The 17,165-nt window shown below is 62.9% G+C and carries 14 protein-coding genes and 1 pseudogene; 4 read left to right on the plus strand and 11 right to left on the minus strand.

Annotated elements, in window-relative coordinates:
• The 8 genes from CSR00_RS22695 to CSR00_RS22730 form a co-directional block, all read right to left on the minus strand.
• A partial coding sequence (locus CSR00_RS22695; protein WP_245905878.1) for a transposase occupies positions 1-207 on the minus strand: 207 nt, incomplete at its 3' end.
• 158 nt (positions 208-365) lie between these two features.
• Positions 366-1,805 (minus strand): ApeA N-terminal domain 1-containing protein, encoded by a 1,440-nt coding sequence (locus tag CSR00_RS22700; RefSeq protein WP_245906418.1) that lies wholly within the window; start codon positions 1,803-1,805, stop codon positions 366-368.
• 987 nt (positions 1,806-2,792) lie between these two features.
• On the minus strand, positions 2,793-5,147 hold the full coding sequence (locus CSR00_RS22705) for a DEAD/DEAH box helicase (RefSeq protein WP_099024682.1): 2,355 nt from the start codon (positions 5,145-5,147) through the stop codon (positions 2,793-2,795).
• Between the two features lie 50 nt (positions 5,148-5,197).
• Entirely contained in the window at positions 5,198-5,710 is a 513-nt protein-coding gene (locus CSR00_RS22710) for a GNAT family N-acetyltransferase (RefSeq protein WP_099024683.1), read from the minus strand.
• Between the two features lie 3 nt (positions 5,711-5,713).
• Positions 5,714-5,983, minus strand: a complete 270-nt coding sequence (locus tag CSR00_RS22715; protein ID WP_023869322.1) for a type II toxin-antitoxin system TacA family antitoxin — start codon at positions 5,981-5,983, stop codon at positions 5,714-5,716.
• A 690-nt stretch (positions 5,984-6,673) separates the two neighbouring features.
• Positions 6,674-7,318: a TetR/AcrR family transcriptional regulator gene (locus CSR00_RS22720; RefSeq protein WP_176562203.1), complete on the minus strand. Its 645-nt coding sequence runs from the start codon at positions 7,316-7,318 to the stop codon at positions 6,674-6,676.
• 121 nt (positions 7,319-7,439) lie between these two features.
• Positions 7,440-8,396: an alpha/beta hydrolase gene (locus CSR00_RS22725; RefSeq protein ID WP_099024685.1), complete on the minus strand. Its 957-nt coding sequence runs from the start codon at positions 8,394-8,396 to the stop codon at positions 7,440-7,442.
• Entirely contained in the window at positions 8,393-9,757 is a 1,365-nt protein-coding gene (locus CSR00_RS22730; RefSeq protein ID WP_099024686.1) for a flavin-containing monooxygenase, read from the minus strand. The genes CSR00_RS22725 and CSR00_RS22730 overlap by 4 nt, the downstream gene beginning before the upstream one ends.
• An 890-nt stretch (positions 9,758-10,647) precedes the next feature.
• Here CSR00_RS22730 and CSR00_RS31670 point away from each other — a divergent pair.
• The 4 genes and pseudogenes from CSR00_RS31670 to CSR00_RS22745 form a co-directional block, all read left to right on the plus strand.
• Positions 10,648-10,910: pseudogene (locus tag CSR00_RS31670) on the plus strand (FAD-dependent oxidoreductase); the annotation flags it as partial.
• A gap of 42 nt (positions 10,911-10,952) precedes the next feature.
• Positions 10,953-11,240: a nuclear transport factor 2 family protein gene (locus tag CSR00_RS31675; RefSeq protein WP_328514756.1), complete on the plus strand. Its 288-nt coding sequence runs from the start codon at positions 10,953-10,955 to the stop codon at positions 11,238-11,240.
• Between the two features lie 14 nt (positions 11,241-11,254).
• Entirely contained in the window at positions 11,255-11,929 is a 675-nt protein-coding gene (locus tag CSR00_RS22740) for a maleylpyruvate isomerase family mycothiol-dependent enzyme (RefSeq protein ID WP_099024687.1), read from the plus strand.
• Positions 11,930-12,372: 443 nt separating this feature from the next.
• On the plus strand, positions 12,373-13,947 hold the full coding sequence (locus CSR00_RS22745; protein ID WP_099024688.1) for an APC family permease: 1,575 nt from the start codon (positions 12,373-12,375) through the stop codon (positions 13,945-13,947).
• A gap of 90 nt (positions 13,948-14,037) precedes the next feature.
• Here the strand turns inward: CSR00_RS22745 and CSR00_RS22750 are convergent, their stop codons facing one another.
• The 3 genes from CSR00_RS22750 to CSR00_RS22760 form a co-directional block, all read right to left on the minus strand.
• On the minus strand, positions 14,038-14,670 hold the full coding sequence (locus CSR00_RS22750) for a TetR/AcrR family transcriptional regulator (RefSeq protein WP_176562204.1): 633 nt from the start codon (positions 14,668-14,670) through the stop codon (positions 14,038-14,040).
• 574 nt (positions 14,671-15,244) lie between these two features.
• On the minus strand, positions 15,245-15,655 hold the full coding sequence (locus CSR00_RS22755; protein ID WP_099024690.1) for a RidA family protein: 411 nt from the start codon (positions 15,653-15,655) through the stop codon (positions 15,245-15,247).
• Positions 15,655-16,593, minus strand: coding sequence for a phytanoyl-CoA dioxygenase family protein (locus CSR00_RS22760; RefSeq protein WP_099024691.1), 939 nt, complete (start codon positions 16,591-16,593; stop codon positions 15,655-15,657). The genes CSR00_RS22755 and CSR00_RS22760 overlap by 1 nt, the downstream gene beginning before the upstream one ends.
• Between the last annotated feature and the right edge of the window lie 572 nt (positions 16,594-17,165).

Consider the following 17,165-nt stretch of genomic DNA (forward strand, 5'->3'; position numbering starts at 1 on the left):
CCAGCGCAGATGCCGTTCGGCCACCGACTGCCAAGCACCGAACTGCTCGGGCAGATCACGCCACGGAGATCCGGTGCGATAACGCCAGATAATGCCTTCCAACGTGCGCCGATGATCATTCCAGGGACGACCGCGCCGCCGCCCCGAGGGCATCAACGGCTCGATCAACGACCACAAATCATCAGAAATCACATCAGCCCGGACCACCTGAACAGCATCAAGCACAACACCATTCACACTAAGCAGACACGCCCTAGCCCCGGAGCAGACCCGTTGCGCTGACGCAGAACGTGCTCGCGACCACGACACCCGGTGACTTGCATCATGACCGCTTGGGGATGGATGGGAGCAGGCTCTGCATGCAATCAGGAGAAGACATCGGGCAGATGTCGGCGCCACTGGTCGCGGTCGTTTCTGAAACGTTGGTATTCGTCGGACTTTTCAGCCAGTAAGGCTGGAGGTATACCTGCTTCGAGGAGGAGGCGAAACACGAGCATCCAGTAGACGGAACGGTTTAGGGCGCTCATCTTCAGGATCTGTTCTGCGGGCATCCGCCTCTGCGTAAGCCCGTGCGCCAGCGAGATGCGCTGTTCAACAACGGCATTCTTCCATCGTCCGAGTCTGCCAATGCAGGTGGGCACGGCATTCGAGACCGGTTCTGCGAGTGCTCTCACTCGCTGCGGATAGCTGTACTCGTGCCAGTACTGCCTCAGTGCCGATGTCATCGTCACAGCGACGGGCTCCGGAATCTCAGAGCCGGCGACAGCGTCGAGAGATTTATCGATCTGGTCGGTAGTAAACCTACGCGCGTCCGGGTAGAGCGTGCGGTGGAGAGCTTCGACGGCTGTCACCAAAGATAGCGCCTCGGCTTCGACGGTTGGGAACTCTCTGCGAGTAAACGCCGCCAGGATTTGAGGCACTGGTGTCAGGCGGAAGTGAAGATCGAGCCATCTGGCCAGGAAATCGAAGCCAACGTGCGGCTGGTGAAGAAAGACCTCGCCAGCCGATTGTGCAGCGCCCGGCGACACGTGATAGCCGTACACCGAACACCATCGCTCGCTTGACCAGACTTCTAGCGATCGAACTAGGCATTCGGCTCCAGACAGCAGCGTCATCAGATCGGACATCGGGATGAGTGCCCGTTCAACCAGCTCCGGACCTGTCCACCCGTCGAACAGTTCGATTTCGAACTGGCTGTAGGTGTTTACGTTGAAGCCTCGGATGCCCGGTGGGCGATGGGTCGCGCCTGGGCCAAGGGTGATATATCCAGTTCCGTCGAGAAGCTCCGCGTCGAGCGATTTCCCCGCGAGGTCCAAGTGCCAGTCGAGCTTCAGCCGATTGTCTGGATAGATCGTTGTCGCGAGTGCCGGAATCCAGGCCCATTCGCTAAGATTCGTAACGTCTAGACGGATTGCACAGAATCGCGTCTCAGGGTCTGGGAGGTGCTCGCCGAGTAAGCACCATGTCGCGCGTAGCTCTTGGACGCTGGGTTGATCTGCGGTAAAGGGCGAGTTCAGAAGAGTGCGCTGATTGGTCGTAAATGCATCCCATATCGACACGCGGTTAGGCTGAACCGGAATCGATCCCAGGACGACCATGTCGAGTGGATCTTCTGCCAGCTTCTGGGTCCCTCGACCCGGGCCTGTGATTTCGAAAGCGAACATCGGGGTCAACCCCGGACTGACTTCGACGCGCACGTCGGCGTCGTCGACCTGTAGCAGTCCGGTTACGGCACGATCCTCGGCGCCTGGCAGCCAAAATTGACCCAGCGTCGTGTTTGGCTCGACGGGAAACTTGCCAGTCATCTTTCGCCTCGATGCCCAAACTTTCTTCGCCCAGGAGGGTGCTCGACTAATCGGTCAGTCGTCACGATCTGACGCTATTGCGTTGGTGCGACAACTGCGGGGCGACACGCCTGAGGGCCGGGCATGCCGGCCTCATCGACATGGCGCAAGAAGGCCGGCTGTGGCGCTCCGATGAAGAAATGCTCGCTTCTACTGTCGTGGTATTAGCTGGATGGGAACCTCGAAGTAGCTAGGCGATTGGCCGATATGCGGCAACAGCGACCGTGCAGGGCAGTTCACTCTGGAGTGCCGGTGGCTCGCTAGGTGTACTGACCTCAAAAAGGTCAGGTTCGCGGGTGGCGCAGCCGCGTCCGACGTGCCCGCGCATGCCGGTGTTTGCTGGACTGACAACCAAGCAATGTGGCTAATCGGGGTGACACCGTCGGGCAATATTCTGGCGTGGCGAGTTGGGCAGCAATATTGCTGGTCCGCTAGACGCGCAACTTCGGCCAAAGCGGCTTGGGTCAGTGTCCCCCCAGTGTCCCAAGACACGTCCAAACGACGTAGACGACGTGGCAGGGCTGAGACGCACGAAACGTTCCTACCAGTACTTATGCGACGCCGCTGGATGGTAGATCACACCCTTGAGCTCCCTGGGGGTCAAGTGGTCGCAGGTTCAAATCCTGTCAGCCCGACACTGTCAGCCCGACACTGTCAGCCCGACACTGTCAGCCCGACGATGTCAGCCCGACGATGTCAGCCCGACGAGAGAGGTGGTCTTGACCTGCGGTGATGTTGATTTTCGGCCGTGACGGTTGCGTGAGGTGCAAATGCCCTGGGACCACACGCGGTGCCGGCGGCGGGTTCGATGGACTGGTGCAGGGGAGCTTCTGCCTGTTCGACCACATGCTATGCACGCCATGCGCGTCTGTGCACGTTGTGCGGCTCAGCGAGGGTAATGTCCTGGTGCCGGAAATGACCGCTGGTCAAGTGGGGTGGCGCGCAATTCTATCGGATCAACTTGCGCGGGTCGGGGAAGCCCATCTTGATGTAGCCGGGCGCTCGTTTCTTCAGCGATGAGGCGATAACAGGTGTGCGCTCGTCGTGGTAATCGTGCACGGTTGCGGTTGTCTTAGAGGGGGCGGGCCGGGTGACGCGGCCGATGTATTGGACGAGCCGGTTTTTGAAGGTGATCGGCGCGGCCAGAAATAGGGTGTCGAGGGCTGGGCAGTCGAAGCCTTCCCCGATGAATGAGCTGGTGCCTACGATCAAGAGTGGATCCGCGTCGGGCGTGTGGTTGGCAAGCTGGTCGGTAATTTGGCGGCGTTCACGAGCCTTCATACCGCCGCTGAGGACGGTGACGGTCTTTCCTGCGGTCTGTAGCCGGTCGGTGATCGCGTTAAGGTGATCGACCCATGTGGTGAGCACCAGGATGTTGGCGCCGGTTTCGGCGGCGGTCAGAATATCGGCCACGATTTGGTCGAGTCGTGCGTGATCGGCGACGAGGGCGCGATAGATTTCGGCCATTCCACCGGGTGCGGTGGGATCGGCGTCGCCGCGGTATTGGAATTCGGTCGGGTGCAGGTGCAGAACCGGGTGGGGCGTCAGTAGGTCGGAGCTGTCGACCGGGAGTTGTCCGATACTGGGCTGGTCGATCGCTACCTGGTGTGATCCGAGTTGATGATAGATCAGGTCTTCGAGCCCGTCACGGCGCTCCGGAGTCGCGGTCAGGCCGAGCCAGTAGCGCGCGGCTATGCGGCTCAGCACCCCGAAGAATGCGCTGGCAGCGACGTGGTGGCATTCGTCCACGATGACGAATCCGTAGTTGGCGGTGATGTCTTCGACGTTGTCGCGGCGGGCAAGTGTTGGCAGTAAGGCGATGTCGAGAACGCCTGTGGTTTTCGATCGCCCACCGCCGATTTGACCGCACTTGAAACCGAGGTGGCTGCTGATTCGGTCGCGCCATTGGTCGGCCAGGGCCTTGCGATCGATAAGGACCAGAGTGGATGTGGACCGTGATTCGATTGCTGCGCAGGCGATCACCGTCTTTCCCATACCTGGTGATGCGACAAGGACGCTGGTGTCGTGTTCAAGGAGTTGGCGCAGTGCGTTGGTCTGCACGGGGCGTAACGGCGTCCTGCAGCTGAACTCGTGGTGTTGGCCGGTGATGCGCTTATCATCTACGCGTAGTGCGCTGTCGGCCGATTCGACGAGTTCGGTCAGCAGCGCATGGAGTCCGCGGGGCAGGACGAGATCACCCTTAGCGGTTTCGTCGTAGCTGTAGAGGAACCGCGGTGTGTCCCAAGTGCTGCGGCGAGCGCGTTGGCGCGCATCGAACTCAGGGTTGCGTATCGATGCGGCGTGTTTGACCGCCGAGATCATGGCTGGGCCAAGATCGTTGGCGGTCAGGGTGAGTCGGGATGTGAACTCTGCGCGGATGATTGCCGCAGGCCGCGGAATGATGCGCGACGACGTCGGCAGCTGCAAACGTCGGACGTTGTGTCCGATCTGCGGGTCGGGAAGTTGACGCGCCAACGCGATCACGTCTTTGGTGGACAATCTGGCGATGCTTGACAGGTATGCCCACTGATCCTCGTATGGCTCAAGGGTAGCGGGATCGAGGAAGACGGTGGTGCCGTGTTGACGACGCCTGCCGTTCAACGGCGCCGCGATGAGATTGCCCACCCCACGCCCGGTGTGCACATCCTGAGACGGGAACAAGCGGTCGTAGCTATTCAGATGCATGCTGCCACGAAGCCGAAATGCCTCACCCAGCAGACTCGTGGCGATGCTGCGTGCGACCGATGCCGAGATCGCATGAGCGAAGAAGATCCAGACGTGAGCTCCTCGTCCGGATTGTGACACCTCTAGTGCAGCCGGAACTCCATAGGAGCGAGCCGCTTTCATGTACGCGAGTGCATCGAGCATCGCGGCTTCTTTGTCGAAATCGGCCGCTATCCACCAGCAAGTGTCGTCATCGCTGAGCGGGTACAGGCCGATGTGTGCCTCGCCCCGCAGGTGGGCGTCAATGACCTCTGGAGTCAGCGGAAGGTAAGGTGCGTCGGCCCGGTTCATGCCCTTGCGCCAATAGCCCTTGATCGCCGGCATCCAACCCGAACGGCCATCCCGAGGATTTTCCCAGCGAAGCGCGTAAACATCGGTGCGAGAACGGAACAAGTCGAAGAAGAACCGCACCTTATCAGCGGAGTTGGAGCCCATGGTCACCGGTGAGGCCGGTGTTCCCGTCAGTGTCGCCTGGTCACTGGCGGCTGCGCGTGCCTGTTCCTCGCTCAGCCGGAGAAGGTGACGCAAACGCGCGTTGTCGGCACGCAACGTGTCCAACTCGCCGGGGAAACTCTCCATGCCGCTAACGGTTACTTCTCCTTGAGCATCACATTATTCGGCGGAAGGGTTTAGTCCCGCCAGCGTTCCCCGAGCGCTTTCGCCGCCGTGGACACCTTCATGACCAGACGACGCTCGCGATTCCTGACGGGAGTGAAGTGGTAGTGCTCGTAGAAGGATTGTGCCTCGTCGTCTATGGCATCAACGACGACGAGCCGGCCGCCGCCGATTTCCGATGCGGCGACGGCTTTGCCTAGGGCATCGAGAAGCAGCTGCTCGCCATATCCCTGACCCCGAAGCGATGTGTCGATCGCCAGGCGGGCAATCAAATATCCGGGTATGCGGGAATAGCCGCCGGCCATGGATCCCGAGAGGCCGTCGTCGTTGCGTACTACCTCGGTGGGACAGATGGCGAAATAGGCGCTGACTTTCTGTTCGCCGAGCGGGGTCCACACGTAGACGTGCGCGACTCCGCTGCTGTCCGCGCGTCGGGCATGTGCGATGAGCCAGGTATTCAGCGATTCCTTCCCGCAGTCGAATCCTTCCAACGCGTGGGCGTCAGTGAGTCGCGCGGACTCGAACATTATTCAGCGCCTTGTAAAGACCGCTGGTTTGCGTGCGGCTGCCGCCAGCCGCGGCGCGTCGTCAGCGGCATCGAGCGAGGACATCAGTTTGTCGAACTGTTCGGGCTCCATTGCCGTTACCAACTCCTGACGCAGGATGTCTTCGGCTCGTTGCATCGCAGCTTTCCGCACAAATTCCGACGTCTGCTCATGGACAAGGTTGGCGGCGCGCTGGATGCGGTCCAAGGTCGCTTGCTCCGCGCGAAGCTCGATGCGCTTCGTCTTGACTGCCACAGCGACTTCTCCTTTCCCTCGGTGATCTCTTGCTCGCAACTGTCGACCTCTTCATTGTACGGTGAATGTACGTACACCGCCAGTGACGGTTGCGGCCAGGGCTGGGGACCACCCAGGGGCCAGACGTCATGCGCGATGCTGAACGACCTGCACGTCAGGGACGTCATACACCAACGCCGTGGCAGCGAAGACTGCCAGCGACCTGGGAAAACGCGCGAGCGCTACGTGCTGGGGGTCAAGTGGTCGCAGATTCAAATCCCGTTGTCAGCCCGACGCAGGTGAGAGGCACTTTCCGGAGGTTTCGGAAGGTGCCTCTTGCGTTCCGTACCCCAACGCGTACCCCAACCGGGTGGTGTTCGCGGACGTCCGTCTACCTTCGGCGGATACATTGAAAGCGTCCTTTCGCGCAAGACGGAAAGGAGGTGGTAGACATGCTCCATTTTTCTGAGTGGTTCCCGGAGGGGCGTCCAAAGCCACACCACGTGACTAGCCCAACGGGCTGGGCCGAAGCCCCTCCGGTTATCGACTCAAGAGCTGACTAGTCCGAGTCTTCCGGCCAATACGTCGACGGCTGCCCGCGCCGTGTCATCTGACGTGTGGCCATAGACGTCGCCGGTGATGGCGCTGGGTGTCGTCGCGGAGGCTGAAGTTCGGCGCGGTGCGCCGCTGACTCACCGCAGGCCCGCTGATCTAGGAATACAGTGCTGAGAACCAGACGTGGAACAGGGTCTGGCGTGCTTCTTCGGCGGCCTCTGCGGTGAATCCGCTGCGCCCGACGCTGTCGAGGAATGTGACGTTCATGCTGATCAGCGCTGAGGCGAGGGACAGCGAATTCGGCCCCGGACGGGCTCGACCCGCCTTCCGCTCACTATCGATGGTGGCTGCAACCGGCTCGATGAACTGCGACAACCACTTGTTCCAGAACTCGCGAACCGCGGCATCGGAGTGGCTCGCGTCCAGAACGGCGTGGTAGAGCAGGTGGTGCTTGTGCCATGCCGCCACCGTGTTGTCGATGGCGATACGCACACTGTCGGCGGGATCACTGTCGTGCTCGACGAACGGGATCGCGCCGGCGAACATCTCACCGAATAGCTCCGAGAGCAACGCCGCGACGGCGACGGCCTTGTTGGCGAAGTAGAAGTAAAACGTATTTCGTTTGACGCCGGCTGCTTCACTGATATCGGCGACGCCGATCTCTTCGAGGGAGCGCTGCTGGAGTAGGTCCTCAAGGGCGCGCAGAATGGCCGCGCGCCGCTCCTCGCCGCGATAGGGCTTTCGGCGTTCAGCTACGCGCGGCGGCTGCGGTCGGGACGTCACGGCAAGCACTCCCGTCATCGGTACTGGCTGCATGCTACGACGCCACCACGGGTCGGCTTGGGCGGACACCACCGCGGGTCCCTGCGAGTTCACGTGGTGTTGCCGCCGCGCACAGACTAGTCGATCGTCGTTGGCGGCCTCATCGTGATGCCGCGAAGTGCCTGGTCACAAAATCGATTTGATGCGCGACGACCGCCTCGTGCCATTGCTGCCCCGGATAGACATCGAAGTGATCACAAGGGTAGTGGCGGACCTCGGCGCCGCTAAGATGCGCCGCGCGCATGGCGGCCGCCGGCGGAGCGCTTTGGTCGAAGTCGGCAACCTGCACGAGGACCGGAACGCCGATCCTGCCCGCCATCGCTATGGGGTCATAGGCGGCAATCCGCAGGAATATCCTGGCAGCCAGTTCGTTCCGCCAGGTGGGGCCGGCCATCTGCAGGTGCTTCTCCAGCGCGTCGTCCGAATTGAGCGCGGCGAGCGTGCCCGGGCGGCCCACGATGGGAACCATCAGTGGTCGGCGACCCAGAAGAGCGCCGAACTGGTCCTTCAACCCCGCCCAAGTACAGCGCAGGACGTGCCGTAAGCCGTTTCGCCGCAGGATGTTAGCCGCCGACGCGGCTCCGTCGGGGGCCGGTGTCAGAGCGATCACGCCAGCAATGCGGGGGTCGGTGCCCGCCAGCGCGAACACGTGCCCGCCCGAGAACGAGACGCCCCACACCAGGATTCGCTCGGGATCAACACGGGGAATCCGCCGCGTCGCGGTGATCGCGGCCCGGTAGTCGGTCAACTGTGCCGTCGGGGATGCGACCTGACGGTGCTCGCCGTCGCTTGCTCCGAAGTTCCGGTAGTCGAACGCCACGACATCGAGTCCTGTGGCACTGAGCGCTGTGGCGAACTCCGGTAGCGCGCTGTCCATGGTGGCACCGATACCGTGGGCCATGACGACTGCGGCGTTGCCCCGCGCGGTGGCGAAGCGCTCGCCGAGGCCGGTGTAATGCCAGCCGCGCACGACCCGCGAGTCCACTTCGACCTCAAAGCTCACCCGTTGTGTCGGGCGGGTGAGCGCCGGCTCGTGGGGACTGTCGGTGCCGGTCATGCGGGCACTCCCCGGTTCAGAGTGACCGGACCGAGGCGTTCGGCCCGCCGCGCCCCCTTGGGCAGTTCGGTCTTCTCCATGTTGCGCGCATAGGTGAAGAAGTCGACCTGTTGTGTGTGCCGGGGACGGTCGGCGAAGTGCCCGATGTACAGGCGCTCGTCCTCCTTGATGACCTGCTCCATCTCGTCGCGGGTAGGTGGGCGGTAGGTACCGGCGAGATAAGCACCCAGCAGGCGTGACTGGCACTCGACGAACGGAAACAGGGTGGGTAGGGACTGCGCGAACCCGATGAAGGCAAGATCGTCGATTCCCGGCTTGAGGATGCGCTTGAACAGCGGAATACGATTCTCCGGCGCGCTGATGAAGTCTTCATCGAAGAACGGAAAGGTGATGTTGTACCCCGTGGCGTAGATGATGATGTCGACCTGCTCGCTGGTGCCGTCGACGAAGTGCACCGTCTCGCCGTCGAGGAGGTCCACGTTCGGTTTGGCCGTGGCGTCACCGGACCCCAGGCGCAGCAACAGTTCACTCGACTGGGTGGGGTGGGCTTCGAGGAAGTTGTGGTTCGGCCGCGGCAGCCCGTACTTCTCCGGAGGGCCGGACAGAATCGTGGGCAGCTTGCGCACGAGCCGGCGCTGCCATTTGAGGGGTATCCCGGGAATGGTGACCGCCAACCGGTCGCCCGGCATCCCGAAGATGTACTTCGGTACCACCCAGGCGCCGGAGCGCGTCGAGAGGAAAACCGTGTTCCCGTAGGACTTCTGCGACAGTTCGCTGACAACGTCGGCGGCGCTGTTGCCGATACCGACCACCAAGATGCGTTTGTTCGTGAAGTCCAACGGCGTCGACGGGTCGATGTAGTGATGCGAGTGGATGCTCTGCCCGGTGAACTCACCCGGGAAATTCGGGTAGCGAGGATCCCAGTGATGTCCGTTGGCCACTACCAGGAAGTCGTATTCGCGGCTTTGGCCGTCCTGAGTGTCGACGGTCCAGCCACCACCGGTGTGCCGTGAGGCGTGGGTGACGCCGTTGTTGAAGTGGATGTGCTTCTTGAGGCCGAATGTGGCCGCATACTGTTCCAGGTAGTCCTTGATCTGAGTGTGGTGGGGAAAGTCAGGGAAGTGCTTGGGAATCGGAAAGTCCTTGAAGGACAGCATGTCTTTCGACGTGTCGATGTGCAGCGACCGGTATGCGCTGGAATGACCGTTGGGATTGCCGAACGCCCAGTTGCCTCCGATGCGATCTGAGGTTTCGAAGCAGTCGTACGGAACGCCATAGTCCGACAGGATCTTTCCTGAAGTCAACCCACTGATACCGGCACCGATGATGGCGGTGCGCGGTTTGGCGTATGAGGAGGTCATGATGTTCCTTTCGGGCTCTGGCTGTGCGAGGGGCGTTGGTTCGGGGTCGCCTTGGTTTCCACCCCTGCACCCGTGATGAGCAGCTCAGTGAAGGGGTCCCACACCTTGAGGTTCTTGCCGCTGGTCAAACCGTCGTTCCCGATGTAGGCGCCATACGCCAGCAGTCAGGTGGCCCCGGCCATTCATGTGTGCCGAAGCCGAAACCCACCTGCGTGCTGCCGCCTCGGCGCCGCATGCTGGCCAAGGTCTTCGCACTCGGCCCCTGATCGAGTGGTCCGACGAACTCGAAAGTGTTGGTGGACTGGTGGATTAACTGCACCCTGTCGGCACTGATGCGACCGATTCCTCGCGGCATGGCAAATCCTCAGTTTCACTGATTGTGATATGGGCCGCATCGTGTACTGCCTGTGATGTGCGGCATGTCCAACGTATCCGAGTCACCGACGCCGGTCAAGAGTTATCGACGCGCGTCGACACGCCCCGAATCATCCCTAGAAAATGTGCACAGCGGTCGCGGGTGGCGGGGTCGGGAACAGCGGTCGATGGGTGTGTCGAGCGTTGCCTTGCAGCGCAGCAATCCGACGTTCTGCTCAAGTAGGGAGCCCATACGGGTCGGGAAACGTTGCTGAATCTACGTTCGAAAATGAGCGCCGCCACGTGCTCGCCGAGATGTCGACGGGTTGACCCGCGCCGCGCGGGAGGCGCTCACCACCAGGCGGCCGCCAGGCAGCCGGGTGCGGGGCTCGCGTGCTTGTCGCCGAGGCGAACACGCACGGGTCACACGTCTTAGTGTTACCACAAGTTTCTCTTATTTTTCTTATTTTCGGTGTACGGTCGGTTCTCTGGACCGCGGGACGAGTGCATCCGCGCTGGTGAGGGGAGGGGCCGCGATGGCCGATCGAGATTCGCGGGCTGTGGTCTTCGGGGCCGGTGTGGCGGGACTCCTGGCCGCGTGGGTGCTGTCGGAGTTCTACGGGTCGGTCACGGTGGTCGAGCGAGACCGGTTGCCCGAGCGACCAGATCAACGGCGAGCGGTGCCGCAGGGGGCGTCATCTGCACACTTTCCTCAGCCGGGGCACCCAAACTGATCGCCGAGCTGTTCCCCGGAATCCTCGACGAGCTCGGGGCGGCCGGGGCCGTCGTCGACGCGGACTACGTCACCTTCCTGGGCGGCCGACACAAGGGGCGAGCCGCGATCGCCTCGTCCTATGCGCCGCTGTTCACCAGGCTCCGCGGAACGCGACTGCGCACACAGATCACCCAACTGCGCTACCTGGCGCCCGATGTGGCACTGATCCAGGCACAGGCAGGCGTCGGTAAGCCAGGTGGTGGCCGGTGGATTCGACACCGTGAGCGGATCAATAACAGCATCGCCGTACGCACCGTCGACGGCTGGCGGCTGGCCGCCTCGCAGCACACCACACACCACCGGTTCACCGAAAGACTGCTGGGCGCGCTGACGTTCCGGCAGTCCCACGCATAAGACAGGACGGCACCATGCTCGACACCATCTACCGCCACGCCCGCGCCCGCGTCGCCGGTCTCGCCGCCACACTCAGCGACGATCAGCTACATTCACCCGTGCCGGCCACACCACAATGGACGGCACACGAACTCCTGGCGCATCTGGTCGGCTGCGCCAGCGATGCGGCCAACGCACGGGTGGACGGGGCCCCGGGCGAAGAGTGGACCGAACGACATGTCGCCGAGCGACGACACCGCTCGGTCGGTGGCCTTCTACTCGAGTGGGACCGTGTGGGCCCGGCGGCGGAGTCCACCCTGAGCGAGGACCAGATCTTCGGTCCCAACATGGCCGCCGATCTGATCTGCCACGAAGCAGACCTGCACGAGGCAATGGGACTTTCCCGGGTCGATCGCGAGCACTGGCAATCGTTTCTCGAGGTGATGATGCTGCATCTGCGGAATCAGCTCCGGGACAGCCCGACTGTCCTGATCCGGGATGAGAACGGTCAGCAGTGGATTTGCGGATCGGGCGAGCCGACGACGCTGCTGCGCGCCGACGGCTACGAACCGTTGCGTGCCGCCTACAGCCGTCGTTCCCAGCGCCAGATCGCGGAATGGGACTGGACACCTTCGGCACACGAGCAGGTCATCGAGCGCATCGGATTCTTCGGACGGCGCGACGACGACCAACCCATCCCGCACGCGTGACTCTGTTGTTTCAGCCAGGCCCGGTTGAACTGTGGACATGACAGTCCTCCGGCCCACGTTGTGAGCAGAGGAGTTCGGCGGGACAGAGCCCTCTGGCCGACGTCGGGTTGTCGGAACATCCCCGCGACGCTCGATCCGGAGCGCAGAACCTCATGGATTTCCAACGTGTTTCAGGCTCCCGATCCCTGTTACCGGCTCAGGTCGCCGGAGGCCGTGCAGCGCTGCTGATGAAATCAGCTGTTTACCCCGCAGATGCGGATGAGCAACATGAAACTTATTCACTTTAGCTTGCGGGTCGTGCCAATGCCCCGAGTGCGATCTCGCACAAACCGAAACGGTCAGCCTCGGAACTGACCCAGCTCGATGCGCGCATTGTGGCGTGCTGCTCGGACCACATCCTGCGTCGGCCCTGCGCCAGCGTGTCTCGACCCGAGGAGATACCCATGACAACTTCATTGGAAACCACCGACGCCCCAGTCGATGTCGGCGAAGGCGAAGAGGGCCTGGCCCGGGGCAGCATCTCGCTGTCCGGCGTGCTGTTCGTGTCCATCGCGACCATGGCTCCCGGCGCCGGTCTGGCCTACGCGATCATGACCGGATCCCTGTTCGCCGGCGGCGCACTGCCCCTGGCGGTTGTCGGCGCGACGATAGGCTGTGTGCTGGTGGCAGTCGGCATCGCCCAGATGGCCAAGCACATCTCCACCGCGGGCGGCCTGGGTTCGTTCGTCGGCCGCGCCTTCCACCCCGCTCTGGGCTTTGTCATCGCGTTCTGCGCACCGATGTTCTACCTCGCAGCCCTGCCGTATCTGATGCTGGTCTTCGGGAATCTGGTTGCCGCGGCGCTGTTTCCCGACGGTGGCGCGGCCTACAAGACGACGTGGATCGTCGCAGGATTGGGGTGCCTGCTGTTTTCGGGTGCGCTCAACTACTTCGGCGCCGCGTTCAGCACCAAGGCCGGTGTCATCCTCGGCACCTTGGAGATTCTGGTCCTGCTCGGCCTGAGCGTGCACATGATCGTCGCGTCGGGCAGCCATAATTCCCTGTCGGTCTTCACCACTGCGCACGCGAACGCCGAAGGATTCCAGGGCATGTCCGGTGTCATCGCTGCGTCGGTGTACGGATTCTTGGCCTTCATCGGCTTCGAGGCCGGTGCGCCGTTGGCCGCCGAGACGAAGAACCCCAAGCGCAACGTCCCCCGGGCCATCGTCTGGTCAGCGGTCATCGTCGGCGGCTTCTACATCCTCGGCAGCTATGCGGCGACGACGTACTTCGGTGCCGACAAGCTGTTCGACTTCATGAACTTCAACCAGGGCGACGGCTGGATCGGAATGGCCAAGCATCTCTGGGGCGCGGGCTGGATCATCCTGCTCCTCGCGCTGCTCAACAGCTCGGTGGCCTGCGCCAACGGCGCCTCCATGGGCGGTACCCGCCACATCTGGGCGATGGCGCATGCCGGGACCATCCCGAAGATCTTCGCCAGGACCCACCGCCGGTGGAAGTCGCCGGTGGCGGCCATCTACTTCGTGTTCGGTGTGGGCGGCCTCGCGGCTCTGGTCGGGGGCCTGCTCTGGGGGCCGATCGCCTCGCTGGGGCTCTATGGAACGATCATCGCGGTCATCGCGCTGCCGGTGCACATGCTGGCGGCACTATCGTGCCCCGTCTACTACTTGAGGTACCGGCGCAGTGAGTTCAACGTCGTTGTGCACCTGATTGTCCCGGTGCTGGGAGTGCTGTTCCTCGTCCCGGGGTTCTTCGTCGGCGCGGGTATCGAGGTCTTCAGTTTCGTGGCTCCATTGAGCTGGCCGATCAACCTGGCCGCGCCGATTTCTTTGGGGGTCTACCTCCTTGCGTTCGCGATCATGGGCTACCTGCTGGTCAAGAAGCCCGAAGCGCTGAAGGCTCTCTCTGACCACGGCCACACGGGAGAGGACGCGATCGCGCGGCAAGACCTGGTGCATGCTCACCCGCACCCCCACGCAGCGCGGGTCGAGCCCGACGCCGCGTTGGAAGCCGGCTGAACCGGCCGTCGTCGAGGCGTGCGAACGGAGCTGGTCATCAAGCCTGCCGAATCCGCAGGCTGCGAAGAACGTGACGCCGTGCCGCGCTGGCTACAGGAGGAAGGCCTCCAGGTATGCCAGTGCGGCACGGCGCAACTCGGCGAGCGCGGCCTCGTCGCCGTCGGGGTCGGTGCGGAATGCGATGTCGAAGCCCTTGTCGAGCACCCCGATGAAGGACTGCGCCATCAGATAGAGCGGAATGTCCGGGGCATCCGGGCGCAGTGCGGTGACACCGTCGCACAGGTAGGCCGCGAGCGCGTCGTCGTGCGCCCGGTTCACCTGAACCATCCGGCCGGAGAACTCGCTGGAGAACCACAGCACCCGAAACCCCGCCATCCTCGTCCCGGTGAGAACGAAGTCGATGAGCGCATCGATGCCCGCGGCCGCGGTCGTGCGCCAGTCCGGTCCGGCCAGGCTGAATCCGGCCTCGTCGAACCGCTGGTCCAGATCGACAAGCCCCTGGATCAGCACCTCTTCCAGGAGGGCCTCACGGTCGTCGAAGAAGTTGTACAGCCAGCCGACGGAAACCCCGGCGTGAGCGGCGACCGAGGTGGTGGTGATGGCACTGGGGCCCGCGGTAACCAACAGATCGTTGGTGGCGGCAAGCACACGATCCATCTTTTCCTGGCTGCGGGCCTGGGTTGCCTGGCGCGAGGCGCCGGCCTCCTGCGCGATCGGCAGCATGAGGTCACGCAGGCGGCCTGACGTGCGGGGACGCGTGAGAAGGGCGGAGCCGCGAGTGCGGCCTCCGGTGTTGAGGTGACGGACAGCTCCGACCATGGTGCTCCGGACGCCCCCTTGCGCTTGAAATTTCTCCGGGCCCATTTTCTGTGCCGCAGGTCAATTTTACCGACGGAATCTCTCGCGCGCAGTGGGAGGAAACCGGCGGACCCACCCGTGTGCTGTGGGCCCGCCGGCGCAAACACCGTGGGTATGCGACTACATCGCCTACACCGAGACGCTCTCGGCGGTCTTGGCATGAGCGTTTCGCTGTCTATTGCGTCGCGCAGTTGCGGGTTGACGTGATCCTGAAGGTGCTTCGCCCGTCGAAGTCGTACTGCTGAGCACCGAGTTCAGGAGAACCACCGAGAGCGGGTCGAGGAAGTCGCTGACGGAGCCACCGGCGGCCCCGCCCATTTGGTAGCCCATGACTTTGAGGATGTCGTCGTCGCGGGTCTTGGCGATCTCCAGCGGGGTGGGCGGGTATTGGTTTCCTTCCTAGCGGATCCAGTCGACGGTGAATGGGGGTGGCTCAACGTCAGGACCGCACGGCGATCGCAGTGATCTCGATGCGCTGCTCCGGGTGTGCCAGTTCGGTGACGCCGACGAGTGTCTGGCTCGGGGCCTGGTCCCCGAACGCCTCGACAATCAGCGGCACGACCTCGAAGTACTCTTTGGCACTCGTGGCATAGATCGTCAGCGCCACCAGGTTTGCATAGGTCAGGTCTTCGGCCTCGAGCAGCTTTTTGAGAACGTCGAGGATGAAGACGGTCTGCTCTTTCATCGAGCCGATGCCGTGTACGACGAATTCCGGGTCACCACCGGTGAACGGTGCGATGCCGGAGAGATAGAGGGTGTCGTCGGCCCACACATTCTGGGTGAAACCCAAGTTCTTGAACGCGGTCTGGTCCAGGTAGCCGACGTCGGGGTTGCTGTAGGAAATCGTCATCACACTGATTCCTTTGCGGGGCTGGGGGTGTCGGCATTGACCATGTCGTCGTAGAAGCTGGCCTGCCCGTCTCGGTCGACATGGTCGGCGGTTTGGGCCAGGGCGGCGAAATCGTACTGCTGCTTGCCGAGTTCGGGTCGCACTGCGGCGAGGGGATCCAGGAAATCGCTCAGGTATCCCATCGCCAGGCCGCCCATTTGGTAGCCCATGACTTTGAGGATGTCGTCGTCGAGGGTTTTGGCGATCTCCAACGGGGTGGACAGGTATTGGTTTTCTTCCTGGCGGACCCAGCCGACGGCGTAGGTGATGTTGATGCCCTGGCGGACCGTCTCGGAGATGTTGGGTGCCGCGGAGTGGTAGACCTTGCCGGTGTAGAAGAACACCGAGCCTTTGGGCATGGCCGCACGTACCTCGTCGGCCTCGGTGTAGTCCTTGCCTTGTTTGTCGAACACCTTGTGCGAGCCGGGGACTACTCGGGTGGCACCGTTGTCGACGGTGAAGTCGGTCATCGCCCAGATGGTGTTGCACTGCACGTCGTAGTCTTCGGGGAAGGGGAAGAAGTCCCAGGCCAGTTCGTCGCGGTGCAGTGGCTGGGCCGTCTCGCCGGGGTAGACGCTGATGACCTGGGTCAGGTGCAGTTGGTAGGCGGTGGCCTTTTTGAGCATTTCGCCGACCACGGCCAGGACCAGCGGGTGCATCACCAGTTCGCGCGAGGCCGGCGAGCGGGCGATCAGTGCGCCGGTGCGGCGGGTGAGCCGGCCGACGAAGTCATCACGACCGTTGGGGGTGTCGTCGATGTAATCGTCGAGTTCCTCGGTGATCTGGTCCATCAGCTCCGGCGGCACCAGGTTGTCGACGATGACGAACCCGTCTTCGCGTAGGGCCGCCGTGATCTGCTCCATCGTCGCGGTGTTGGGCAAGTGATACTTCTCGGTCATCTCTCATCTCCTCCTACTTGGGCCGTATCCACACCAATGGAGAAAGTGAATAAGATTCAGGTTTCCGGAAGATGTACCGGTGTTTCAGGAGGAAAAATCCTCGTCCACAAACCAGCCCGATCGTGTTACGGGTGCCGTCCCGCGCGAGGACTAACCGATCGGCGGTCCGGCGGGAATGACGGGGGGACCGCCTCCCGCCGTGACCACCGGGCCGCCGGGAGGCGCCGGGGCAACGGCAACCTGCGGTGGTCCACCGGTCGCCGGGATCACGAGATCACCGGGTTGGTAGCCCTGCTGGGCTGGCCCGCTCGGGAACCCTGAGCCCGGGAACCCGCCGGACTGCGACATCATGCATTCCATGGAGGCGACGTTCCACGCGCACGGGTCGTCCTGGGCAAGGCCAGCCGGCGCAGCCGCAACGCCGATCACCGCCAGTGCGACCAGCGTGAGGCTCCCGGCCCAGCGGCAACGGGTGGTGTTCATCGTCGAATGTTAAGCACGGGACCGAATCCGCGGACACGATTTCCACTAGCGGCAGAACGGCCATGTTGCGGATGTCGTCGCCCCCACTA

Source organism: Mycolicibacterium palauense, from assembly GCF_002592005.1.
GTDB lineage: Bacteria > Actinomycetota > Actinomycetes > Mycobacteriales > Mycobacteriaceae > Mycobacterium > Mycobacterium palauense.